This window comes from Nocardia sp. NPDC049526, assembly GCF_044465765.1.
In the GTDB taxonomy this organism is placed as follows: domain Bacteria; phylum Actinomycetota; class Actinomycetes; order Mycobacteriales; family Mycobacteriaceae; genus Nocardia.
In genome coordinates this window covers 180,556-200,005 of record NZ_JBITMA010000009.1, presented here as the reverse complement: position 1 = coordinate 200,005, position 19,450 = coordinate 180,556, and the positions used below count along the sequence as shown (strand labels likewise).

Sequence of the window (19,450 nt, the reverse complement as noted above, 5' to 3'; positions counted from 1 at the left end):
GTCCAGCGTCATCGGTCGTCATCATGGCCCAAGGCAGCCGCGAGCGCGGCACCGATCGTCTGGTGCTGGAACGGATAACCCGCCTCTTCCAGCGCTGTCGGAATCGCGCGCGGCCCGTTCAGGATCGCCTCTTCGGCGAATTCGCCGATCAGTGCGCGTAATGCGAACGCGGGCACGACGAATGGGGCCGGCCGGTGCAGCACGCGGCCCAGCGCCCGATTGAATTCGGCATTGGTGACCGGTGCCGGACCGACGGAATTGATCGGTCCGGCAATGCTGTCGTGGGTGAGCGCGAAGATGATCGCGCCGATCTCGTCGGCCATCGAGATCCACGGCGTGTACTGCCGTCCATTGCCGAGCCGGCCGCCGAGGCCGAGCGAATACAGCGGCTGCAGCATGCTGAGCATGCCGCCGTGATGGGACAGCACCACGGCACTGCGCAGCAACACCGTGCGCACACCCGCATCGACGGCGGGTTTGGTCGCGGCCTCCCAGTCCCGGCAGAGGGTGGCGAGGAAACCCGTTCCCGCGGGGGTGGTTTCGTCGACCACCCGGTTGCCGGTGGCGCCGCCGTAGTAGTGCACGCCGCTGGCATTCACCAGCACCGGCACACCAGCGGCGGCGACCGCATTGGCCAGGACATCGGTCGGGGTGAGCCGACTGTCACGCAGCTCCTGTTTGTAGCTGCCGTTCCAGCGCCGCCGTCCGATGCTCGCCCCGCAGAGGTTGACCAGTGCGTCGGCGCCGCGCAGGGCCCGCTCGTCCAGATCGGCGCGAGCGGGATCCCAGCGATATTCGTCCGGCGCGTTGGGGGAGCGGCGTACCAATCTGGCGACTTCGTGCCCCTCGCGGCGCAGCGCCGCGACGAGTGCCGTCCCGATCAGCCCGGACGAACCGGCGATCACCACCTTCATACGCGACAGACGACCCTTTCCGACTACAGACCGAGGTCCGCTTCGAACGCCGCTTCCTCGAGCCGGTGCCGGATCGTGGTCAGGAAGCGACCGGCGTCGGCGCCGTCGATGAGGCGGTGATCGTAGGTGAGTGGCAGGTAGCACATGGACCGGACGCCGATGGACTCGTTGCCGGTCTCATCGGTGACCACCACCGGACGCTTGACGATCGCACCCGTGCCGAGCATGCCCGCCTGCGGCGGAACCAGGATCGGGGTGTCGAACAGCGCGCCCTGGCTGCCGATATTGGTGATGGTGAAGGTGCCACCGGCCAGCTCGTCCGGCTTGAGGCCGCCGGTGCGGGCGCGGTTGGCGATATCGGCGATGGCGCGGGCGAGTCCGGCCAGTGACAGGTCGCTGGCGTTGTGGATCACCGGGGACAGCAGACCCTGCTCGGTGTCGACGGCGATGCCGAGGTGTACCGAGGCGTGGTAGGTGATCTCCTTGGTGGCCTCGTCGTAGCTGGCGTTCACGTTCGGGTGCACGCCGAGCGCTTCGACGACCGCCTTGGCGAAGAACGGCAGGAACGTCAGGTTGACGCCCTCGCGGTCCTTGAACGCGGCCTTGGCCTGGCTGCGCAGCGCCGCGATCTTGGTGACATCCGCCTCGTGCACCTGGGTCAGCTGCGCGGTGGTCTGCAGCGATTCCCGGGTCTTGGTGGCGGTGATCTGGCGGATGCGGCTCGCCTTCTGCACGGTGCCGCGCAGGTGCGCCAGCTGCGACGGGGCCGCGGGGGCGGGTGCCTTCGCGGCCGGTGCGGCTGCCGCGGGGGCGGCTGCGGCCGGAGCCGGTGCCTTCTTGGCCTCGACGGCGGCGAGCACATCCTGCTTGCGGATGCGTCCGCCGACACCGGAGCCGGTGACCGTGGCGAGGTTGACGCCGTTCTCCTCGGCCAGCTTGCGGACCAGCGGGGTGACGTACGGGGTCGCGCCGTTGCCGGAGGTGTCCGGGGTCGGCGCCGGAGCCGTGGCGGCCGGAGCGGGAGCAGGCTTGGGAGCCGGGGCCGGGGCCGGGGCAGGTGCCGGGGCGGCGGCCGCGGGAGCCGGAGCAGGCGCGGGAGCCGGTTCGGGCGCGGGTGCCGGAGCTGCCGGGGCCGGTGCGGGGGCGGCGGGTGCCGGGGCGGCGGCCGCGGGGGCGCCGCTGCCGATCACGCCGAGCTGTCCACCGACGGCGACGACATCGTCTTCCTGCGCGGAGATTTCCAGCAGGGTGCCCGCGACGGGCGAGGGGATCTCGGTGTCGACCTTGTCGGTGGAGACCTCGAGTAGCGGCTCGTCGACGGCGACTTGGTCACCGACCTGCTTGAGCCAGCGGGTGACGGTGCCCTCGGTGACCGACTCACCGAGTTCCGGCATCTTGACCGGAGTGCCCGACGCGGCGGCGGGTGCGGGTGCGGCGGGAGCCGCGGGTGCTGGGGCCGCAGCGGCGGCGGCCGGCGCTGGGGCCGGTTCCGGCTCTGGTGCCGGGGCGGGTGCAGGCGCGGCTTCAGGTGCGGGTGCGGCGGCGGGCGCGGGCGCTTCGCCGGCTTCGCTGATCACACCGAGCTCACCGCCGACCTCGACGACGTCATCCTCGGCGGCGACAATCTTCGACAACACACCCGCCGCCGGCGACGGGATCTCGGTGTCGACCTTATCGGTGGAGACCTCGAGCAGTGGCTCGTCGACCTCGACCGTGTCTCCTTCCTGCTTCAGCCACCTGGTCACCGTTCCCTCGGTGACGCTCTCACCAAGAGCCGGCATCTGGACGGAGAAGGCCATGTCCGTTGACTCCTCTGACTGCTCGACGGGTTCTACAACAGTTGATCTCACTGCGAACACCCACCGCGGGTCGCGATGGGTGTCCGAAAGCCACCGATCATTGTGCGTGGCACCGGAGATCTGTGTGGTTCTTGTACCGCGATCCATCCTTGCACTCGCCCGCGAGACGTGTAGCACAGGGCAGCGAACTACACGCTGCTGGCAAGATGGAATGACCGGTGCCGAGCACTCGGTAACCGGCGGAAGGAGGTCGGCGTCGTTGGGTTTGCTGGATCGTTTCCGAGGCGGCGCGGGGTGGGGTGGCAGCGGTTCACGTGCGGGTTCGGGTAGTGGCGACGATGCTCGCTATCTCGCCGAGTGGGTGCGCACCCATACCGGGGTGGAGGGCTACGTGGAGCCCAAGACGACCGTGACGGATGTCACTGTCGTATTGATCGCGGCCGACGGCGAATGGACCCGTCGCATCGTCGGGGAGCGTGGCGCGCGACGGCTAGCCGGAGATTTGCGGATTCCCGTTTACGACGTCCGCAAGACCGGCTATCCGCAACGGATGCGCGACTACGACGCCCGCAAGCGGATCGAGCGCCGGCGGGCGCTGGAACGCGAATCGGGCGAGTTGTAGGGCTGTTCTTTTTGTTCAATTTGTTCGCGGCCCGCGGTGCGACGCCCGGGAATACCGGACGCCGCACCGGCATTCGGTTACTCCGCCGCGTCCTCGTGCGCGATGTCCTCGATCACCGAGACCAGGGTGCGGACCGGAACCCCGGTGCCGCCCTTGCCGATGTAGCCGAACGGGCCGCCGGTGTTGTAGGCCGGACCCGCGACGTCCAGATGCGCCCACTGCACACCCTCGGGTACGAACTCCTTTAGGAAAATCGCGGCCGAGAGCATGCCGCCCCAGCGGTGCGGTGCGACATTCGCCAGATCGGCGACCTTGGAGTTCAGATCGGCGCGCAGTTCGGTGGGCAGCGGCATGGCCCAGCCGTTTTCGCCGGCCAGGCGCGACAGCCGCGCGACCCGGTCGCGGAAATCGTCGGTGCCCATCACGCCGGGGGTGCGGGTGCCGAGCGCGACCATCTGCGCGCCGGTGAGGGTGGCGACATCGATGAGGTACTCCGGATCGTCCTCGCCCGCACGCACGATGGCGTCGGCCAGGATCAGGCGGCCCTCGGCATCGGTGTTCAGCACCTCGACGGTCTTACCGCCGTATTGGGTGAGCACATCGCCGGGGCGCTGTGCGGTGGCCGACGGCATGTTCTCGGCCATCGGCACGGTCGCGATCACGGTGACCGGTAGTTCCAGCTTGGCGGCGGCGATGGTCGTGGCGATGACCGCGGCGGCGCCCGCCATATCGGAGGTCATATTTTCCATATTCGCGGCGGGTTTGATGGAGATGCCGCCGGTGTCGAAGGTGATGCCCTTGCCGATGAGCGCGACCTTCTTGGCGCCACCGTTGTAGGTCAGGCGCACCAGGCGCGGCTGGCGCGAAGAGCCCTTGCCGACGCCGAGCACGCCGCCGTAGCCGCCGTCGGCCAGCGCCTGCTCGTCGAGCACCTCGACCTGCAGACCCGCTGCCTCGGCCAGCGCCTTTGCGCGGGTGGCGAATTCGGCCGGGTACAGGTGACTGGGCGGAGTGTTGACGAAATCGCGTGCGGTGGCGATGGATTCGGCGATCACCCAGTCGTGGTTGAAGCCCTTGCGATAGGACACGCTCGGGTCGCCGACCAGGAGTTCGACCTTGCGCACCGGCTGCTCGTCCGGCTTGCCGTCGGCACTCTCGGATTTGAACGCGGTGAAGGTGTACGCACCGAGGAAGAACCCTTCGGCGGTCGGGCCGATGCCGCCCTCGAGACCCGACAGCGTGGTCACGGCCAGGCCGACACCGGTCAGCGCACGGCCGGCGACACCGGCCGAGCGGCGGATCTGTTCGGCATCGATCTTGTCCGCGGCGCCGAGTCCGACGGCGAGCACGCTCTTCACATCGAGGCCGGTGGGGGCGGGAATCCGGGTGAGCTCCTCGGCCTTACCCTTCGCGCCGACGGCGCGCAGCTGTTCCTGCAGCGCCGCGCGGACTTCCGGGGCGAGGATGTTGTCGACGAATTCGTCCTCCAGTGTGGCGATCGTCGGGCCGTCGTCACCGGACACCAGGCCGATCACCAACACATCGGTGTCGGCGCTGATGGTGTCGACCAGGTCCAGGTCCGGTCCGAGCGAGCGATCTGCAACATCGGTCATGGACACAGGCTATTCGGTCTGCTCCGGGTGGCGCATCGCGACGCCACCACCGGGCTAAGCTCGGCCGGTGACCGATGCGAACCTGTTGCAAGGCCCGATCCATGGTGTCCACGTCGAACTCGGGGCGAAGTTCGCGCCGTTCGGCGGATGGGAAATGCCGGTGTCATACGCGGGGACGGTCGGCGAACATCAGGCAGTTCGCACGACCGTCGGCCTCTTCGATGTGAGTCACCTCGGCAAGGCCACTGTCCGCGGCGCGGGCGCGGCGGATTTCGTGAACTCGACGCTCACCAACGACCTCGGTCGGATCCGGCCGGGCAAGGCGCAGTACACGCTGTGCTGCGCGCCCGACGGCGGTGTGATCGACGATTTGATCGCCTATTACGTCAGCGATGACGAGATCTTCCTGGTGCCCAATGCCGCCAATACGGCCGCCGTGGTCGCGGAACTGCAGAAGGTCGCGCCGGAAGGCATCACGGTGACCGACGAGCACCGCGAGTACGGGGTGTTCGCGGTGCAGGGACCACGCTCGACGGAGGTGCTCACCGGGCTCGGGCTGCCGACCGATATGGAGTACATGGCCTACGCCGACGCCGAATGGGACGGCCGCCGGATTCGGGTTTGCCGCACCGGATACACCGGCGAACACGGCTACGAACTGTTGCCGCGGTGGGCCGATGCCGAGCCGCTGTTCCGCGCACTCGTCGAGCAGGTCCGTGCGCACGATGGGCAGCCCGCCGGGCTCGGCGCTCGCGATACGTTGCGCACCGAAATGGGTTATCCGCTGCACGGACATGAACTGTCGCTGGAGATTTCGCCCGTGCAGGCGCGCTGCGGGTGGGCGATCGGGTGGAAGAAGGCCGAGTTCTGGGGTAAAGCCGCACTGGAGCAGGAGAAGTCGACCGGTCCGCGTCGAATCCTGTTGGGGCTGAAGGCACTTGATCGAGGTGTGCTGCGTCAGGGACAGACCGTGCTGCGTGCGGGTGCGCCCGTCGGCGAAACCACCTCCGGCACCTTCTCGCCGTCGCTGCAGATCGGTATCGCCCTCGCCCTGCTCGATACTGCGTCGGGCCTCGAACCCGGCGCGGAGGTCGAGGTCGACGTGCGCGGCCGCCGGCTGCGCTGCGAGGTCGTGCGTCCGCCGTTCGTCGACACGAAGACCAAATAGTCGGCGTCTGGCTGCGCACTGCGGAAGCCTGCAGATGATGCGGGTACATTCGCGGCGCACCGACACTCGCACCGCGGCAAAACCGCGACCGATAGGATCTGCCTCATGACCGTCGCCGCACAGTTCACCCATGTTCCGCATCCCGCGCCCACCCCGGCGCAGCGGGTACAGGAGATTCTGGCGGCACCGGGCTTCGGGCGCTTCTTCACCGACCACATGGTCTCCATCGACTACACCGAGGGCGAAGGCTGGGGCAATGCCCGGGTCGAGCCGTACGGGCCGCTGGCGATGGATCCGGCGACGATGGTGTTCCACTACGGCCAGGCCATCTTCGAGGGTCTGAAGGCCTACCGGCAGAACGACGGCAGCATCTCCTGCTTCCGCATCGACGCGAATGCGACGCGCTTCCGCAAGTCCGCGCGCCGGATGGCGATGGCGGAACTGCCCGAGGAACTGTTCATCGAATCCGTGCGTCAACTGCTCGAGGTCGACAGCGGCTGGGTGCCCGCGGCCGGCGGTGAGGAGTCGCTGTACCTGCGGCCGTTCATGTTCGCCACCGAGGCCGGGCTCGGCGTGAAGCCCGCCTCGGCCTACAAATACCTGCTGCTGGGATCGCCTGCGGGCGCCTACTTCCCGCGCGGTGTGAAGCCGGTGCGGGTCTGGCTGTCGACCGAATACGTGCGAGCCGCACCGGGCGGTACCGGTGAGGCGAAGGTCGCGGGTAACTACGCGGCCTCGCTGCTCGCCCAGGCGCAGGCTTCCGAGAAGGGCTGCGATCAGGTCGTCTGGCTCGATGCCTGTGAGCGCCGCTATGTCGAGGAGATGGGTACCAACAACCTGTTCTTCGTCTTCGGCTCCGGTTCCGAGGCGCGTCTGGTGACCCCGGAGTTGTCCGGATCGCTGTTGCCGGGCATCACCCGCGATTCGCTGCTCACCCTCGCCGCGGATTCGGGCTATGTGGTTGAGGAGCGCAAGGTTTCGGTGGAGGAGTGGCGCAAGGGCGCCGAATCCGGTGAGATCACCGAGGTTTTCGCCTGCGGTACCGCCGCCGTGATCACGCCGGTCGGCTGGGTTCGCTCCGCCGATGGTGAGTTCGCCGTCGGCGGTGGTGAGCCGGGCGAGGTCACCATGGCACTGCGTGACACCCTGACCGGTATCCAGCGCGGCACCTTCGCCGATATCCACGGGTGGATGCGCGGCATGTGACTGCGGCAGTCTCGCGAAATGCCGCAGCCGTGTGCCGTTCGTGGGTCAGCTGGGCATGAAGGTGCGCCATTCCTCCAGGGTTTGCGGGCGCATGACGTAGTTGGCGTCTTTGACCGTGGAGAGCGCGGCGGAGGGGTCCTGGGAATACCAGTGACCGGGGTAGACGACCGGGTCGCCGGATAGGTCGGCTAGGTAGCGCAGGCTACGGAACATGGCGTCGGAGTCGCCGCCGGGGAAGTCGGTGCGACCGCAGCCGTCGATGAAGAGAGTGTCGCCCGCGATGAGGCGATTATCGAACAGGAAGCACTGGCTGCCGGGTGTGTGGCCGGGGGTATGCAGCAGTTCGATATCGAAGGCACCGACGCTGACCTTGTCGCAGTGCTGGTGTCCGGTGAGTTCGCTCGGCGCGATGCCGGTGACATTGGCGACCCAGGACAGTTCCTCGGCATTGACATGCACCGGAACACTGGTCTTTTCCAGCAACTCCCGCACCCCGCGCAGGGTGAATCCCAGCATGGTGCCGCCGACATGGTCCGGGTGGTGATGGGTGGCGAGCACCCCGGTCAGCCGCAGCCCGTCAGCCTCGGCGATATCCACCAGATCGCCCGCCGCATACGCCGGATCCACCACCACACACTCGCCGGTCTCCCGATCGCCGATCAGATACGCGAAATTTCGCATCTGTGTCGCGATCGGATCACCCACGGCAAAATCTCGACCGGACAGCAGTTGACGAAAATACAGGCGCTCGGAAGACATACCGTCCACTGTATTGCCTGACCCAGACAATGCGCGCACCGTGCCAGCTATCTCATCGCGGGCAATGTGTCCCGATAGAGTGCGGGCCTGTTCGCGTGTGTAGTCAGCGGACTTACGAAGCCGCCGTGTCGGCCCGACGCGGGTGAATACCGCCGCTGTCCTGTCCAGCTGGCGGTCGAACTGGGTCTGAGCGTGCACTTTCCCGCCTAGTCCACGCGAGAATGCACGCTCAGGTCCGATCCGCTATCCAGGCTCGGGGGACCGATGTGGGTCATGAGACCCGAAATATCAAGGGCGGCATGGCAACGCGTTGCCGGCGACGCTGTTGTGAGTCAGGTGCCCATGCTTAGTCCGGCGGCGGTGATGGCGACGGATATCTCGAGTGTTGCGCCGAGGATGTCGCCGGAGAGCCCGCCGAAGCGGTGGATGCAGTGTCGGGCCAGTAGAGCTGAAATGCCCAGGGCGACAAGGACAACAGCGGGGCCGAGCCAGCGGTGGTCCGGGACGGCGAGTATGCCCGCCGCTACGGCGAGTGCGGACCAGAATGCGATGGTGATCGGGTGCTGGGTCCCGGCGACCAGTGCGCCGAAGCCGGTGCCGGGGGCGGCGGCGATGCCACGCCGACATGCGAGGACTACCACCACTCGGCCGACGACCACCGCGAGTAGCACCGCGAACCAACGCTCGGCTTGGGCCAGCGCGGCGAACGAAAATGCTTGGATCCCAACGGCGAACACAATTGCCGCCACCCCGAACGGCCCCGTGTCGCCACTCTTCGATATCTCTCTGGCCCGCTCGGGCGAACCATAGGACCCCAACCCGTCCAACGTGTCGGCCAACCCGTCCAGGTGCATCCCCCGAGTGATGAGCGCCGATCCGGCAACCACTACCAGCCCCGCGACCGCCGCACTCGCCCCGCCCCACACCAGCACCCACAGCAACCCCACCCCGGCCGCTCCGAGTCCCACGCCCACCAACGGCGCCAACGCAATCGCCCGCCCCGCCGCGCTCCGATCGACACTCTCCGGCCCCCGCACCGGCAGCACCGTGAGCCACGACACCGCAAGCCGTACACCGTTCATATTTGCCGACCTGTAATCGCTCGACCGTCGCCATCGTCCGATCCACGCAGCGACACCGTCGTCGCGCACGCCGTCCGTCGCGCACCGTTCATGCTGAGCGTTCCGTCGGCTCGGAGTGCCGGGCCCGCATGTCGGTGGATGCGTGTGCAGCCAAGGTCTACTTCCGCAAGTCCGGTTGCGCGGGCGCTTCGGCGGCGATGCCGGCTTCGGCTTCGGCTTCGGCTTCCGAATCGGCTGTGCTCACACCGGCTTCCGCGAAGGTGGCCATTTCGGCGAGGGTGGCTACAGCGGCGCGGAGGACGGGGAGGGCGGTCAGGGCGCCAGATCCTTCGCCGAGGCGCATGTCCAGGTCGAGGAGGGGCTCGAGGCGGAGGTGGCGCAGCGCGAGGGTGTGCGCGGGTTCGGTGGAGCGGTGGCCCGCGAGCCACCAGGCGCTGGCACCCGCGGCCAGGTCTTCGGCGACCAGTGCAGCCGCGGTGACGACCACGCCGTCGAGGATGACCGGAGTCCGTCGGGTCGCGGCTTGGGCGAGGAAGCCCGCCAGGGCGGCGAAGTCGGCGCCTGCGGCTACGCGCAGCAGTTCGACCGGGTCCTTGGCGACCGGGCGGGCGCGGCGCATGGCATCGCGGATCGCGGCGACCTTGCGGGTCCAGCCCGCATCGTCCACGCCGGTGCCCCGGCCGACAGCGGCGATGGGTTCGGTATCGGTGAGGGTCGCGATGAGGACGGTGGCGGGTGTCGTATTGCCGATGCCCATATCGCCCGCGATGAGCAGGTCGGCGCCCGCATCGATCTCCTCGTCGGCGATCGCCGTGCCCGCGGCGAGCGCGGCACGGATCTCGTCCTCGCTCAGCGCGTCTTCGCGATCGATCGCCCCGCTCGAGCGCCGCACCTTGTGCTTGGCGACCTGCGGATCGGTATCGGCGTCGACGGAAATATCGACGACTCGCACGGTCGCACCCGCCACTGCGGCCAGCGTATTCACCGCCGCGCCGCCGCCGAGGAAGTTGGCGACCATCTGCGCGGTCACCTCACTCGGATATGCCGAAACGCCGTGGCGCGCAATGCCGTGATCTCCGGCGAACACCACCACCCGCGCCCGCTCGAACTGCTTCGGCGGGCACACGCCCTGACATGCCGACACCCAGTTCCCGAGGGTCTCGAGCCGCCCGAGCGCCCCACCGGGTTTGGTCAGCTGCGCCTGCCGCTGCTCCGCCGCCGCCCGAACCCCCGCATCGGGTGGCACAACTGGTCCGAATCCGTCTGTCACTGTCGAGCCTTTCCGGGTCGGGGCAGTCATTGCTACACCGCGCAGTCCATATCGGGCCCAATCTTGCCGCCACCCCGACCCATCCGCACCACCCACCCCGCACCCGATGCCTCGTTCCGCGGTCTCGCGGCCCCACTCGGCCGTCCGCACGGCGCATTCTGCGCGGTCACGACACCCGGTGGGCGCGGGGTGTCGCGACGTCGTCGCAGCTGCCGTGCGGTGCTATTTCAGGCGGAGAGGTAGTCCGGCGACAATTAAGAAGGCCTCGTCGCAGGTTTGCGCGAGGCGTTGGTTGAGGGTGCCGATCTCGTCGCGGAAGAGGCGGCCGGAGCGGGTGGCGGGGATGACGCCCATACCCACCTCGGGGGTCACGATCACCAAGCGGCCCGGGTAGGCAGTGACAGCGGCGACCAAGGCGTCCGTGTCTGGGGCGATGGTGCCGCGCGGGGCATCCCAGGCCTCGCGGGCGTCGATACGGGCGGTGAGCCAGGTGCCGATATCGTCGATCAGCGTGCTTCCGGCCGGGGGTGCGGCGGTGAGAACCGTTGCCGGATCAGCGCTTTCGAGGACCGTCCAGTCCGCGGGCCTGCGGCCGCGGTGGCGGGCGATGCGCTCGGCGAAGTCGAGATCGGCCGGATCGGGAATCGCGGTAGCGATATAACGCACCGGACCGCCCTCAGCCGCCAACACCTCCGCGAACGCCGACTTACCGGATCGCGCGCCGCCGAGCACGAGGATGCGGTGCGCGCGGCTGCTGGTAGATGAGCGATCCGACACGGCAGCACCGTACCAATACGCCGTGCTCAGGCGCGCTGCTCGGTCGCCTCCGCGCCGCCGAACCGGCGGCGATACTCGGTCGGCGCGATGCCGACGACCTTCTGGAAGTGATGCCGCAGCAGCGCACCGGATCCGAAACCGGCTTGTGCGGCAATCTGTTCCAGCCCCTCGTCGGTGTCCTCCAGTAGATGCTTCGCATACAGCACGCGCTGATTGGTCAGCCATTTCACCGGTGTGGTTCCGGTTTCGGCGGCGAAGCGGCGGGCGAAGGTGCGGGTCGACATCATCGAGCGGGCGGCCAGATCGTCGATGGTGTGCGGCAGGTCGAGGTTTTCGTTCATCCACTGAAGCGTGGAGCTGAGACTGTCGGAGGTGCATTCGGGCACCGGACGCTCGATGAATTGGCGCTGCCCGCCGTCACGCTGCGGCGGTACCACCATCCGCCGGGCGATTGCGTTCGCGACGGAACTGCCGATCTCCCGGCGCACCAGATGCAGGCAGGCATCGATGCCGGCGGCCGTGCCCGCCGAGGTGATCAGATTGCCCTCGTCGACGAACAGCACATCGGGATCGACCGTGGCCTGCGGAAACTGCGCCGCCAACTGGTCGACATAGCGCCAATGCGTCGTGCATTTGCGACCGTCGAGCAGCCCGGCCGCCCCGGCCAGGAAGGCACCGGAGCATACGGTGAGCACGATCGCCCCACCATCCGAGGCGTCCCGTATCGCGCCGACGACCCGCGGATCGAGCCCCTGTTCCAAGGCCGATGCGGGAAAGGCCGGAATCGCCACCAGATCGGCCTTCGCCAACTCCTCCAGTCCGAACTCCGGCGTGACAGTGATACCGGGAGTCGTGGACGGCAGCGGCTTCCCCGGCTCGGCCCCGCACACCTTGAAATCGAATCCGGGCAGTCCGTCCGCGGTCCGATCGAGCCCGAAAACCTCACAGACCACGCCGAATTCGAACATGGCCAGGCGCTCCGACAGCACCACCGCGACCTTGGACAGCATGCAGACAGCGTACCTGGCTGGATCTTTACGAACAATGTCAGAACAGCCACTTTCGGCGGTAAATCATCGAGCGCAAAATTACTGCCATGATTACTTTTCTCGTAAGCATGGCGGTCGTAGTGGGCTTCGCGGTCCTCGTCACACGAGGTGGCGGTCACGCGGGATCAGCGAATGTCACCGACCGCGACGCCCAGCGCCTGCAGTCCGATCTGTCCGCCATCATCGCCCACTCACATCACCACTGACGCGGCACCGAGCGGGTCGTAGGTTCCGTCGCCGATTTCCCCACGACGACGGAGCGAGTCTTACGAGCGGCCTGTTCGCGGCCCGAGCCGTCGAAGCGCATGCGCCGCAGGCGTGGGAATCGACCATCCGTCGAGCGCGCATCGGTGGCCGAACGATCCGTTGTCGGTGCCCCCAATGGAGCGAGTCTTACGAGCGGCCCGTCTCGCGCCCGAGCCGACCAAACGCATCGCCGCACACACCGGACTCGACCATCCGACCCACACATCGGTGGCCGAACGATCCGCCATCAGCGACAACCACGGAGCGAGACATCAGGGGGCCGCGAACCCGCAGCGCCGAAGGCGCTGCAAATCAGACACTGTCGCCGGGGCCGACCCGCGGCTTCGGCGCCCGCATCTTGCGGATCTGCGAGGCGCGGACGAAGGCGTACCAACCCAGCTTGTAGCCGGTATCGGTGCTCTCCGGGAAACGCTCACGCACTCGTCCGTTGACGATCCGGCCCAGCAGGAAGCCCTCGGCGATCATGAAGAACATCATCACCAGCATGGCCAGCGTCACAATCGTCTGCAGCGCGGGCGCGACGAACATCGAGAGGATCAGGACCAGCGCCATCGGCATGAACAACCCGACCAGGTTGCGCCGGGCGTCGACGATGTCGCGCACGAAGGCCCGCACCGGGCCCTGATCGCGGGGCAGCAGGTATTTGTCCTCACCGGCCAGCATCCTGGCGCGCCGGTCCTGGGCCGCCAGCCGACGCTCGGCCGAGGCCGTTTTGCGGTCCGCGCGGCTACCGCGGGTGGCCTTGCGCCGGGCGCGCGCCTCCTTCGCGGTGAGCGGGGCCGGAGCCACCGGGCCGCGGCGCTTGCCTTGGGCGTCACGGCGTTTCGGAGTCGGTCGGCCCTTGCCCTCGGTGGCGGTGACCGCTTTCGTGATGGAGACTGCGGTCGAGCCGCCGTCCGAGCCCGCCGTCTGGTCGGCGCTCTCGTCGGTGGTGCTGGACTCGCCGCGACGGAACAATTTCACGCGACCAGGCTATTCGATGCGGTACCTCGCAGGAAATGAGGTCGGTGGGAGGTTGTGTCCACCGCAGTACCCGGTAGTGGCAAGATGGGGGAATAACAGCCCGCTGAGTGGTGTTGACAGCCACGAGCCGTGCGCTGTTCACGGGTTGAACACAGCTGTCCTGAGGAGAGTTCATGACTGTGCAAGACGAGACGACCACCCACGGTGTGACTCTGACCGACGCCGCCGCCGGCAAGGCGAAGGCACTGCTCGACCAGGAGGGTCGCGACGACCTCGCCCTGCGTATCGCCGTGCAGCCGGGCGGCTGTGCGGGCCTGCGCTACCAGCTCTTCTTCGACGACCGCTCGCTCGACGGCGACCTGACCGTCGATTTCGGCGGCGTCAAGCTGGCCGTCGACCGGATGAGCGCGCCGTACGTACAGGGCGCCTCGATCGACTTCGTCGACACTATCGAGAAGCAGGGCTTCACGATCGACAACCCCAACGCGACGGGTTCCTGCGCCTGCGGCGACTCCTTCAACTGACACCTCGACCCGACTCCCCGAGAGGCATCGGGTCCCGGGTACCCCTGCCGCTGATGCGGCAGCTGATTTTGTAAGGACATGGGTAACTCGTCGGGGCGTCCAGAACTGAACTGGGCGCCGACCGCCGGTCCGCGACGAAAGCCTTGGGACGCTCACCGATGGCAAGAGACTCGGGGAGGCGGGTGAGCTACGGTGAAGGCGCGGGTTCATCCCGCGCCTTTCGTCGTCTGCCGCCTACTCGAAGGGGCTCAGCCTCGTGTCTATCGCCGTGTCCGCGTCCATTGCAACCGACCACCTCATGCGTTTCCCTGGACGGTTCGCAGACGCGCTGCTGGCCGATCAGCTCGACCATGTCTCGGTGAGCTTTCTCGTCGATGATCTGCAGATCCGCAAGGGCGGTGTCGCGGGCAACATCGCCTATGCCATGGGCGTTTTGAACCGCACGCCGCTGCTCGTCGGCGCGGTCGGCGCCGATTTCGCCGAGTACGGCGCCTGGCTGGAGAAGCACGGTGTCGACTGCTCCACCGTCAGGATCTCGGACCGGGCGCATACCGCGCGCTTCGTCTGCACCACCGATGACGATATGGCCCAGATCGCCTCCTTCTACCCGGGCGCGATGAGCGAGGCCCGCGACATCTCGATCGGCGAACTCGCCGAGCAACACACCCTCGACCTGGTGCTCATCGGTGCCAATGATCCCGAGGCGATGCTGCGCCACACCGCCGAATGCCGCGAACTCGGCATTCCGTTCGCCGCCGACCCGTCCCAGCAGCTGGCCCGCCTCGACGGCGATCAGTCCGTGCAGCTGATCGACGGCGCCGCATACCTTTTCACCAATAAGTACGAGTGGGCGCTGCTGCTGCAGAAGACCGGTCTGAGCGAGGAAGAGATCGCGCGCAAGGTCGGCATCCGGGTCACCACGCTCGGCAAGGACGGCGTGCAGATCGTCGACCGCGACGGCACCGAGGTGACCGTCGGTGTGGTCCCCGAGGTGAACAAGGTCGAGCCCACCGGCGTCGGCGACGCTTTCCGTGCGGGCTTCCTCACCGGCCACACCACCGGACTCTCGCTCGAGCGCTCCGCCCAATTGGGTTCGCTCATCGCGGTTCTCGTACTCGAGACGATGGGCACCCAGGAGTGGACCCTCAACAAGGACGACGCCCTCGAGCGCCTCATCAAGGCTTACGGTCCCGAAGCCGCCGCCGATATCAAGCCCCTGCTCTGAGCGACGCCAACCACAACGGCCGCACCGAATTCCGGTGCGGCCGTTCGTATTTGCTCACCATGCGGTCCTGCGGCGAGGTCCGCGTCGATTCCGGTGCCGCGCAGGTTTTCAGCGCACCGCGCACGAATTCATCGGGCAAATTCATGCGCGGCGTGCCGAACGTGCGGCACCAGTGACTACAGCGAGACCGGGTAGACCGGCTCCTGGATGTCGGGAGTAATGCGCTTCTCCACGAAGATCCCGTGCCAGACCATGAAGACCAGCAACGTCCACAACCGGCGGCTGTGGTCGCCGCGGCCCGCGCGATGGTCTTCGAGCATGCCCTTGATCGCGCCCTTGTCCAACAGGTGATCGGTCTGCGATTCGGCGATCTGCAGGTGCGCCCAGTCGTAGAGTTCGGTGCCGCGCAACCAATGCCGCAGCGGCACAGGGAAACCCAGCTTCGCTCGGTGCAGCACATGCGGCGGGACGATGCCCTCCAGCGCTTGGCGCAGCGCGTACTTCGTGGTCTCCTTGGTGATCTTCTGCTCGTAGGGCAGCTGTTCGGCGACCTTCAGTACCTCGGAGTCCAGGAACGGCACGCGCAGCTCGAGCGAATTCGCCATGGTCATCTTGTCGGCCTTGACCAGGATGTCGCCGCGCAGCCAGGTGTAGAGATCCAGATGCTGCATGCGTGCGACCGGGTCCCAGCCGCGCGACTGCGCGTAGATCGGCGCGGTGACGTCCTGGTGGGTCCATTCCGGCCGGAATTCGCGCAGCACCGCACGCAACTGCGCATCGCTGAAGCTGCGCGCATTGCCGTAGTAGCGCTCCTCCAACGGGAGCGAACCGCGGTGCAACAGGCTCTTACCGCGGGTGCCGTCCGGAATCCGCTCCGAGAGCTTGCCCGCCAGCTTGCGCACGCCGCGCGGCAAGTACTCGAAGGGCTTGAGCGACAACGGTTCCCGGTAGATCGTGTAACCGCCGAACAACTCGTCCGCGCCCTCGCCGGAGAGCACTACCTTGACGTGCTTGCGCGCCTCCTTGGCGACGAAGTACAGCGGAACCAGCGCCGGGTCGGCCACGGGATCGTCGAGGTACCAGACGATTTCGGGGATCGCGGCCGCGAATTCGGCAGGGGAGACCACCTTCACGATGTGCCGCGCGCCGATCGCCTCGGCGCTCTCGGCGGCCACATCGACCTCGGAGTAGCCCTCGCGTTCGAAGCCGGTGGTGAAGGTGATCAGCTTCGGGTTGTGCCGCATGGCCAGCGCCGCGACCGCGGTGGAGTCGATGCCGCCGGACAGGAACGATCCGACGGTCACGTCCGCGCGCATATGCTTGGCGACCGAGTCCTCCAGGGCCTCGGCGATCTCGCGGTAGCGGGCGGCCGCCGAACCGGGTGCGAAGGCCCGCACCTTGAACTGTGGGTTGAAGTAGCGGGTGATCTGCGGCGCCTGGCCGGCCCGCACGGTTGCGTAGTGCCCGGATTCCAGGCGGCGGATGTCCTTGTGCAGGGTTTCCGGCTCCGGCACGTACTGCAGCACTGTGTAGTGCTCCAAAGCCCGCGGATCCAGCGCGTCGGACAGCCCGAGTACGGGCAGCAGTTCCAGCAGGCTCTTCTTCTCACTGCCGAACGCGGTCCCGCCGGGACCCGTCGCGAGGAACAACGGCTTGATCCCGAACGGATCGCGCGCCAGGAACAACTCCTTGGTCTCGGTATCCCAGATCGCGAACGCGAACATGCCGCGCAGCTTGCGCACCGCCTCGGGACCCCAGTAGTGGAAGGCCGCGACGATCGCCTCGCTATCGCCCTCGGTCTCGAAGATCCTGCCGTCCGGGTATTCCTCGGCATGCGCCTTCGCGAGTTCCTCGCGGATCTCGATGTAGTTGTAGATCTCACCGTTGAAGGTCAGCGCGTAGCGCTCCCGGTTTTCCGCCGGACCCCAGCGCAGCGGCTGGTGCGAATGCTCGATATCGATGATCGACAGCCGGTTGAAGCCGTAGATCACATGGTCGTCGTGCCAGGTGCCGCGCTCGTCCGGGCCGCGATGGCGCACGCAGTGCAAGGCGTCGTACACCCGCTCCACTGTGTTCACCCACCCCGCCAGCTCCGCTGGCTGCCGTCCCCGACGGTCGTCGGTTGCCGCATCAGATGTCAGAAATCCGAGCAGTCCACACACGGCGTCGGCAACCTCGTTTCCTACTTGGCACGGGCGTTGGCCCGATTCATTGGGTGGCTGCGCCCGATAGGGTGGGCGCACAGGACGAAATCTCGTGTCCGAGTATGCCGCACCGGGCGGATTCGTGTGTCGCGCCCACCGCACAGGTGTGCTGCGAAATGTTGTGCCCGCCTGCATCACACCTGCCCGATCCGGTCGCGTCGCACGCCTTGTACTGCGACGATGTCCGGGTGACCGGATCAGTCCCCGCGTCGGCGGGGTGTCGAATGCGACCCGACGTCAAACGGGGCGCCGGTTTGGTCTACGCTGCGTAGTACTCAGGACATTCTCAGTTGGATCGCGCGCGAAGCAAGCGGCCGACGGAATGCCCTGAAACGTGCTTAGGACGTACCGCCGGGCGATCGCAACCCGGGCGGTGCACTGTCGGAATGTGTGGCGACCAGGAAGGCGTGAGCGTGGCGCACAAGGCGAGCGAAGAGATCGGGGCACGACCCGTGAAGGGTCGGCAGGGCCGTCTCCTTCGGCGGGCCGGGCTGGCGGTGTCCTTGGGGATCACCGCGATGCTCGTCTCGGGCTGCTCGATCGACAATGTTTGGCTGCGATTCGGCTGGCCCTCGGGCATCACGCCGCAGGCCACCCGGATGCGGGAACTGTGGACCTGGTCGGTCATCGCGGCATTGGCGATGGGTGTGCTGGTGTGGGGTCTGACCTTCTGGACCGTCGCCTTCCACCGCAAGAAGAAGGACTCACCGGAGTTCCCGCGCCAGACCGGTTACAACGTGCCGCTGGAGCTGACCTACACGGCCGTGCCGTTCGTCATCATCGCGGTGCTGTTCTACTTCACCGTGGTCGTGCAGAACTACGTGCACGAGAAGGTCGACAACCCGGACGTGACCGTCGACGTGACCGCCTTCCAGTGGAACTGGAAGTTCGGCTACCGCAATGTCGACTTCAAGGACGGCTACCGCTTCGACGGCATCGACAAGGCCCGCGAGGACGCCAACCAGGAACAGCTCGAGGAGTACAAGGAGCGGACCAAGGACGGTCACCCGCAGCCGGGCCCGGTGCACGGCAAGCCGGAGAACGACATCCTGTCCTACCTGCACTACGACAAGGTCGAGACCGTCGGCTCCAGCACCGAGATCCCGGTGCTGGTGCTGCCGACCGGTAAGAACATCGAATTCCAGCTGGCCGCGGCCGACGTGGTGCACGCCTTCTGGGTGCCGGAGTTCCTGTTCAAGCGCGACGTGATGCCGAACCCGAAGGAAAACCACTCGGATAACGTCTTCCAGATCACCAAGATCGAGAAGGAAGGCGCGTTCGTCGGCCGCTGTGCCGAGATGTGCGGCACCTTCCACTCGATGATGAACTTCGAGGTCCGGGCGGTATCGCCGGAGAAGTTCACCAAGTACATCGATGCGCGCAAGGCGGGTAAGACCAACGCCGAGGCGCTCGAGTCCATCGGTGAATCCCCGGTCGCGACCACCACACAGCCGTTCAACACCAAGCGCGACACCAAGAGCGCGTCCGCGGTAGAGAGCAAGTGAGGACTGATCTGAAATGAAGATCGAAGCGCGGATTTTCGAACTGCTCACGGTGTTCTTCGTCATCGTGGCAATCGTGTACGGCTACTTCACCGGGCAGTCGCGGACCGGTGTCGAATGGGCGGGCACCACCGCGACGGTGCTGACCGCCGGTCTGTCGCTGATCATCGGCACCTACTTCCGTTTCGTCGCACGTCGCCTCGACCTGCGTCCGGAGGACTACGAGGATGCCGAGATCGTGGACGGCGCGGGCGATCTGGGCTTCTTCTCGCCCGGTAGCTTCTGGCCCATCACCCTGGCCGCCGCGGGCTCCATCACCGCCCTGGGCCTGGCGTTCTTCCAGTTCTGGCTGATCGGCATCGGCGTGGTGTGCATCCTCGGTGCGGCCGCCGGTCTGGTCTTCGAGTACTACCTCGGCCCCGAAAAGCACTGAGCTGACAGCTCTTTCCGAAGCGCCCCACCGGACTCCGGTGGGGCGCTTCGGCGTTGCTGGGCCGGGATGTCGC

Annotated in this window: 18 protein-coding genes; 8 read left to right on the top strand and 10 right to left on the bottom strand. The window is 67.2% G+C overall.

The features are described 5' to 3' along the window. Positions 1-8: 8 nt before the first annotated feature. Both ACIBW7_RS27605 and sucB read right to left on the bottom strand, forming a co-directional pair. A complete protein-coding gene (locus tag ACIBW7_RS27605) occupies positions 9-914 on the bottom strand; it encodes a TIGR01777 family oxidoreductase (RefSeq protein WP_397051153.1) in 906 nt (301 codons plus the stop codon). Positions 915-937: 23 nt separating this feature from the next. Next, positions 938-2,713: a 2-oxoglutarate dehydrogenase, E2 component, dihydrolipoamide succinyltransferase gene (gene sucB, locus ACIBW7_RS27600; RefSeq protein ID WP_397051151.1), complete on the bottom strand. Its 1,776-nt coding sequence runs from the start codon at positions 2,711-2,713 to the stop codon at positions 938-940. A 259-nt stretch (positions 2,714-2,972) separates the two neighbouring features. Between sucB and ACIBW7_RS27595 the strand changes: the two genes are divergently transcribed. Then, positions 2,973-3,335, top strand: coding sequence for an oxidoreductase (locus tag ACIBW7_RS27595; RefSeq protein ID WP_397051149.1), 363 nt, complete (start codon positions 2,973-2,975; stop codon positions 3,333-3,335). Positions 3,336-3,412: 77 nt separating this feature from the next. On the opposite strand, the gene ACIBW7_RS27590 is transcribed toward ACIBW7_RS27595, so the two are convergent. Further along, on the bottom strand, positions 3,413-4,948 hold the full coding sequence (locus tag ACIBW7_RS27590; RefSeq protein WP_397051147.1) for a leucyl aminopeptidase: 1,536 nt from the start codon (positions 4,946-4,948) through the stop codon (positions 3,413-3,415). Positions 4,949-5,015: 67 nt separating this feature from the next. On the opposite strand from ACIBW7_RS27590, the gene gcvT reads away from it, so the two are divergent. Continuing rightward, complete coding sequence (gene gcvT / locus ACIBW7_RS27585) at positions 5,016-6,116, top strand: glycine cleavage system aminomethyltransferase GcvT (protein ID WP_397051145.1); 1,101 nt, start codon at positions 5,016-5,018, stop codon at positions 6,114-6,116. Between the two features lie 105 nt (positions 6,117-6,221). Beyond that, complete coding sequence (locus ACIBW7_RS27580; RefSeq protein WP_327096806.1) at positions 6,222-7,322, top strand: branched-chain amino acid aminotransferase; 1,101 nt, start codon at positions 6,222-6,224, stop codon at positions 7,320-7,322. 45 nt (positions 7,323-7,367) lie between these two features. Here ACIBW7_RS27580 and ACIBW7_RS27575 read toward each other — a convergent pair whose 3' ends face one another. From ACIBW7_RS27575 to ACIBW7_RS27555, 5 genes are all read right to left on the bottom strand, one after another. Continuing rightward, positions 7,368-8,081, bottom strand: coding sequence for an MBL fold metallo-hydrolase (locus tag ACIBW7_RS27575; protein WP_397037831.1), 714 nt, complete (start codon positions 8,079-8,081; stop codon positions 7,368-7,370). Between the two features lie 332 nt (positions 8,082-8,413). Then, a complete protein-coding gene (locus ACIBW7_RS27570) occupies positions 8,414-9,163 on the bottom strand; it encodes an adenosylcobinamide-GDP ribazoletransferase (RefSeq protein ID WP_397051143.1) in 750 nt (249 codons plus the stop codon). A 157-nt stretch (positions 9,164-9,320) separates the two neighbouring features. Then, a complete protein-coding gene (gene cobT, locus ACIBW7_RS27565; RefSeq protein ID WP_397051141.1) occupies positions 9,321-10,463 on the bottom strand; it encodes a nicotinate-nucleotide--dimethylbenzimidazole phosphoribosyltransferase in 1,143 nt (380 codons plus the stop codon). Positions 10,464-10,655: 192 nt separating this feature from the next. Continuing rightward, the gene (cobU, locus tag ACIBW7_RS27560; RefSeq protein ID WP_397051139.1) at positions 10,656-11,210 is read right to left on the bottom strand and encodes a bifunctional adenosylcobinamide kinase/adenosylcobinamide-phosphate guanylyltransferase; all 555 of its coding nucleotides are present in this window, start codon (positions 11,208-11,210) and stop codon (positions 10,656-10,658) included. 26 nt (positions 11,211-11,236) lie between these two features. Further along, entirely contained in the window at positions 11,237-12,220 is a 984-nt protein-coding gene (locus tag ACIBW7_RS27555; RefSeq protein ID WP_397051137.1) for a helix-turn-helix domain-containing protein, read from the bottom strand. Positions 12,221-12,306: 86 nt separating this feature from the next. Here ACIBW7_RS27555 and ACIBW7_RS27550 point away from each other — a divergent pair, with 86 nt between their 5' ends. Then, entirely contained in the window at positions 12,307-12,465 is a 159-nt protein-coding gene (locus ACIBW7_RS27550; protein WP_327096812.1) for a hypothetical protein, read from the top strand. A 352-nt stretch (positions 12,466-12,817) separates the two neighbouring features. On the opposite strand, the gene ACIBW7_RS27545 is transcribed toward ACIBW7_RS27550, so the two are convergent. After that, positions 12,818-13,489 (bottom strand): DUF3043 domain-containing protein, encoded by a 672-nt coding sequence (locus tag ACIBW7_RS27545; protein ID WP_397051135.1) that lies wholly within the window; start codon positions 13,487-13,489, stop codon positions 12,818-12,820. Positions 13,490-13,662: 173 nt separating this feature from the next. On the opposite strand from ACIBW7_RS27545, the gene ACIBW7_RS27540 reads away from it, so the two are divergent. Then, positions 13,663-14,013: an iron-sulfur cluster assembly accessory protein gene (locus ACIBW7_RS27540; RefSeq protein ID WP_330253730.1), complete on the top strand. Its 351-nt coding sequence runs from the start codon at positions 13,663-13,665 to the stop codon at positions 14,011-14,013. Positions 14,014-14,269: 256 nt separating this feature from the next. Beyond that, positions 14,270-15,238, top strand: a complete 969-nt coding sequence (locus ACIBW7_RS27535; RefSeq protein ID WP_397051133.1) for a carbohydrate kinase family protein — start codon at positions 14,270-14,272, stop codon at positions 15,236-15,238. A 176-nt stretch (positions 15,239-15,414) separates the two neighbouring features. Here ACIBW7_RS27535 and asnB read toward each other — a convergent pair whose 3' ends face one another. Further along, a complete protein-coding gene (gene asnB / locus ACIBW7_RS27530; protein ID WP_397051131.1) occupies positions 15,415-17,400 on the bottom strand; it encodes an asparagine synthase (glutamine-hydrolyzing) in 1,986 nt (661 codons plus the stop codon). A 494-nt stretch (positions 17,401-17,894) separates the two neighbouring features. Here asnB and ACIBW7_RS27525 point away from each other — a divergent pair, with 494 nt between their 5' ends. Both ACIBW7_RS27525 and ACIBW7_RS27520 read left to right on the top strand, forming a co-directional pair. Then, positions 17,895-18,947 carry a cytochrome c oxidase subunit II gene (locus tag ACIBW7_RS27525; protein ID WP_397051654.1) on the top strand — a complete coding sequence of 351 codons (1,053 nt, stop codon included), beginning with the start codon at positions 17,895-17,897 and terminating at the stop codon, positions 18,945-18,947. Between the two features lie 13 nt (positions 18,948-18,960). After that, the gene (locus ACIBW7_RS27520; protein ID WP_354961057.1) at positions 18,961-19,377 is read left to right on the top strand and encodes a cytochrome c oxidase subunit 4; all 417 of its coding nucleotides are present in this window, start codon (positions 18,961-18,963) and stop codon (positions 19,375-19,377) included. Positions 19,378-19,450: the final 73 nt, after the last annotated feature.

Bases quoted from the DNA above. Each gene is read 5' to 3' on its own strand.
- ACIBW7_RS27605 (WP_397051153.1), bottom strand. From the start codon at position 914: ATGAAGGTGGTGATCGCCGGTTCGTCCGGGCTGATCGGGACGGCACTC.
- sucB (WP_397051151.1), bottom strand. From the start codon at position 2,713: ATGGCCTTCTCCGTCCAGATGCCGGCTCTTGGTGAGAGCGTCACCGAG.
- ACIBW7_RS27590 (WP_397051147.1), bottom strand. From the start codon at position 4,948: ATGACCGATGTTGCAGATCGCTCGCTCGGACCGGACCTGGACCTGGTC.
- ACIBW7_RS27580 (WP_327096806.1), top strand. From the start codon at position 6,222: ATGACCGTCGCCGCACAGTTCACCCATGTTCCGCATCCCGCGCCCACC.
- ACIBW7_RS27575 (WP_397037831.1), bottom strand. From the start codon at position 8,081: ATGTCTTCCGAGCGCCTGTATTTTCGTCAACTGCTGTCCGGTCGAGAT.
- ACIBW7_RS27570 (WP_397051143.1), bottom strand. From the start codon at position 9,163: ATGAACGGTGTACGGCTTGCGGTGTCGTGGCTCACGGTGCTGCCGGTG.
- cobT (WP_397051141.1), bottom strand. From the start codon at position 10,463: ATGACTGCCCCGACCCGGAAAGGCTCGACAGTGACAGACGGATTCGGA.
- ACIBW7_RS27555 (WP_397051137.1), bottom strand. From the start codon at position 12,220: ATGCTGTCCAAGGTCGCGGTGGTGCTGTCGGAGCGCCTGGCCATGTTC.
- ACIBW7_RS27550 (WP_327096812.1), top strand. From the start codon at position 12,307: ATGATTACTTTTCTCGTAAGCATGGCGGTCGTAGTGGGCTTCGCGGTC.
- ACIBW7_RS27540 (WP_330253730.1), top strand. From the start codon at position 13,663: ATGACTGTGCAAGACGAGACGACCACCCACGGTGTGACTCTGACCGAC.
- ACIBW7_RS27520 (WP_354961057.1), top strand. From the start codon at position 18,961: ATGAAGATCGAAGCGCGGATTTTCGAACTGCTCACGGTGTTCTTCGTC.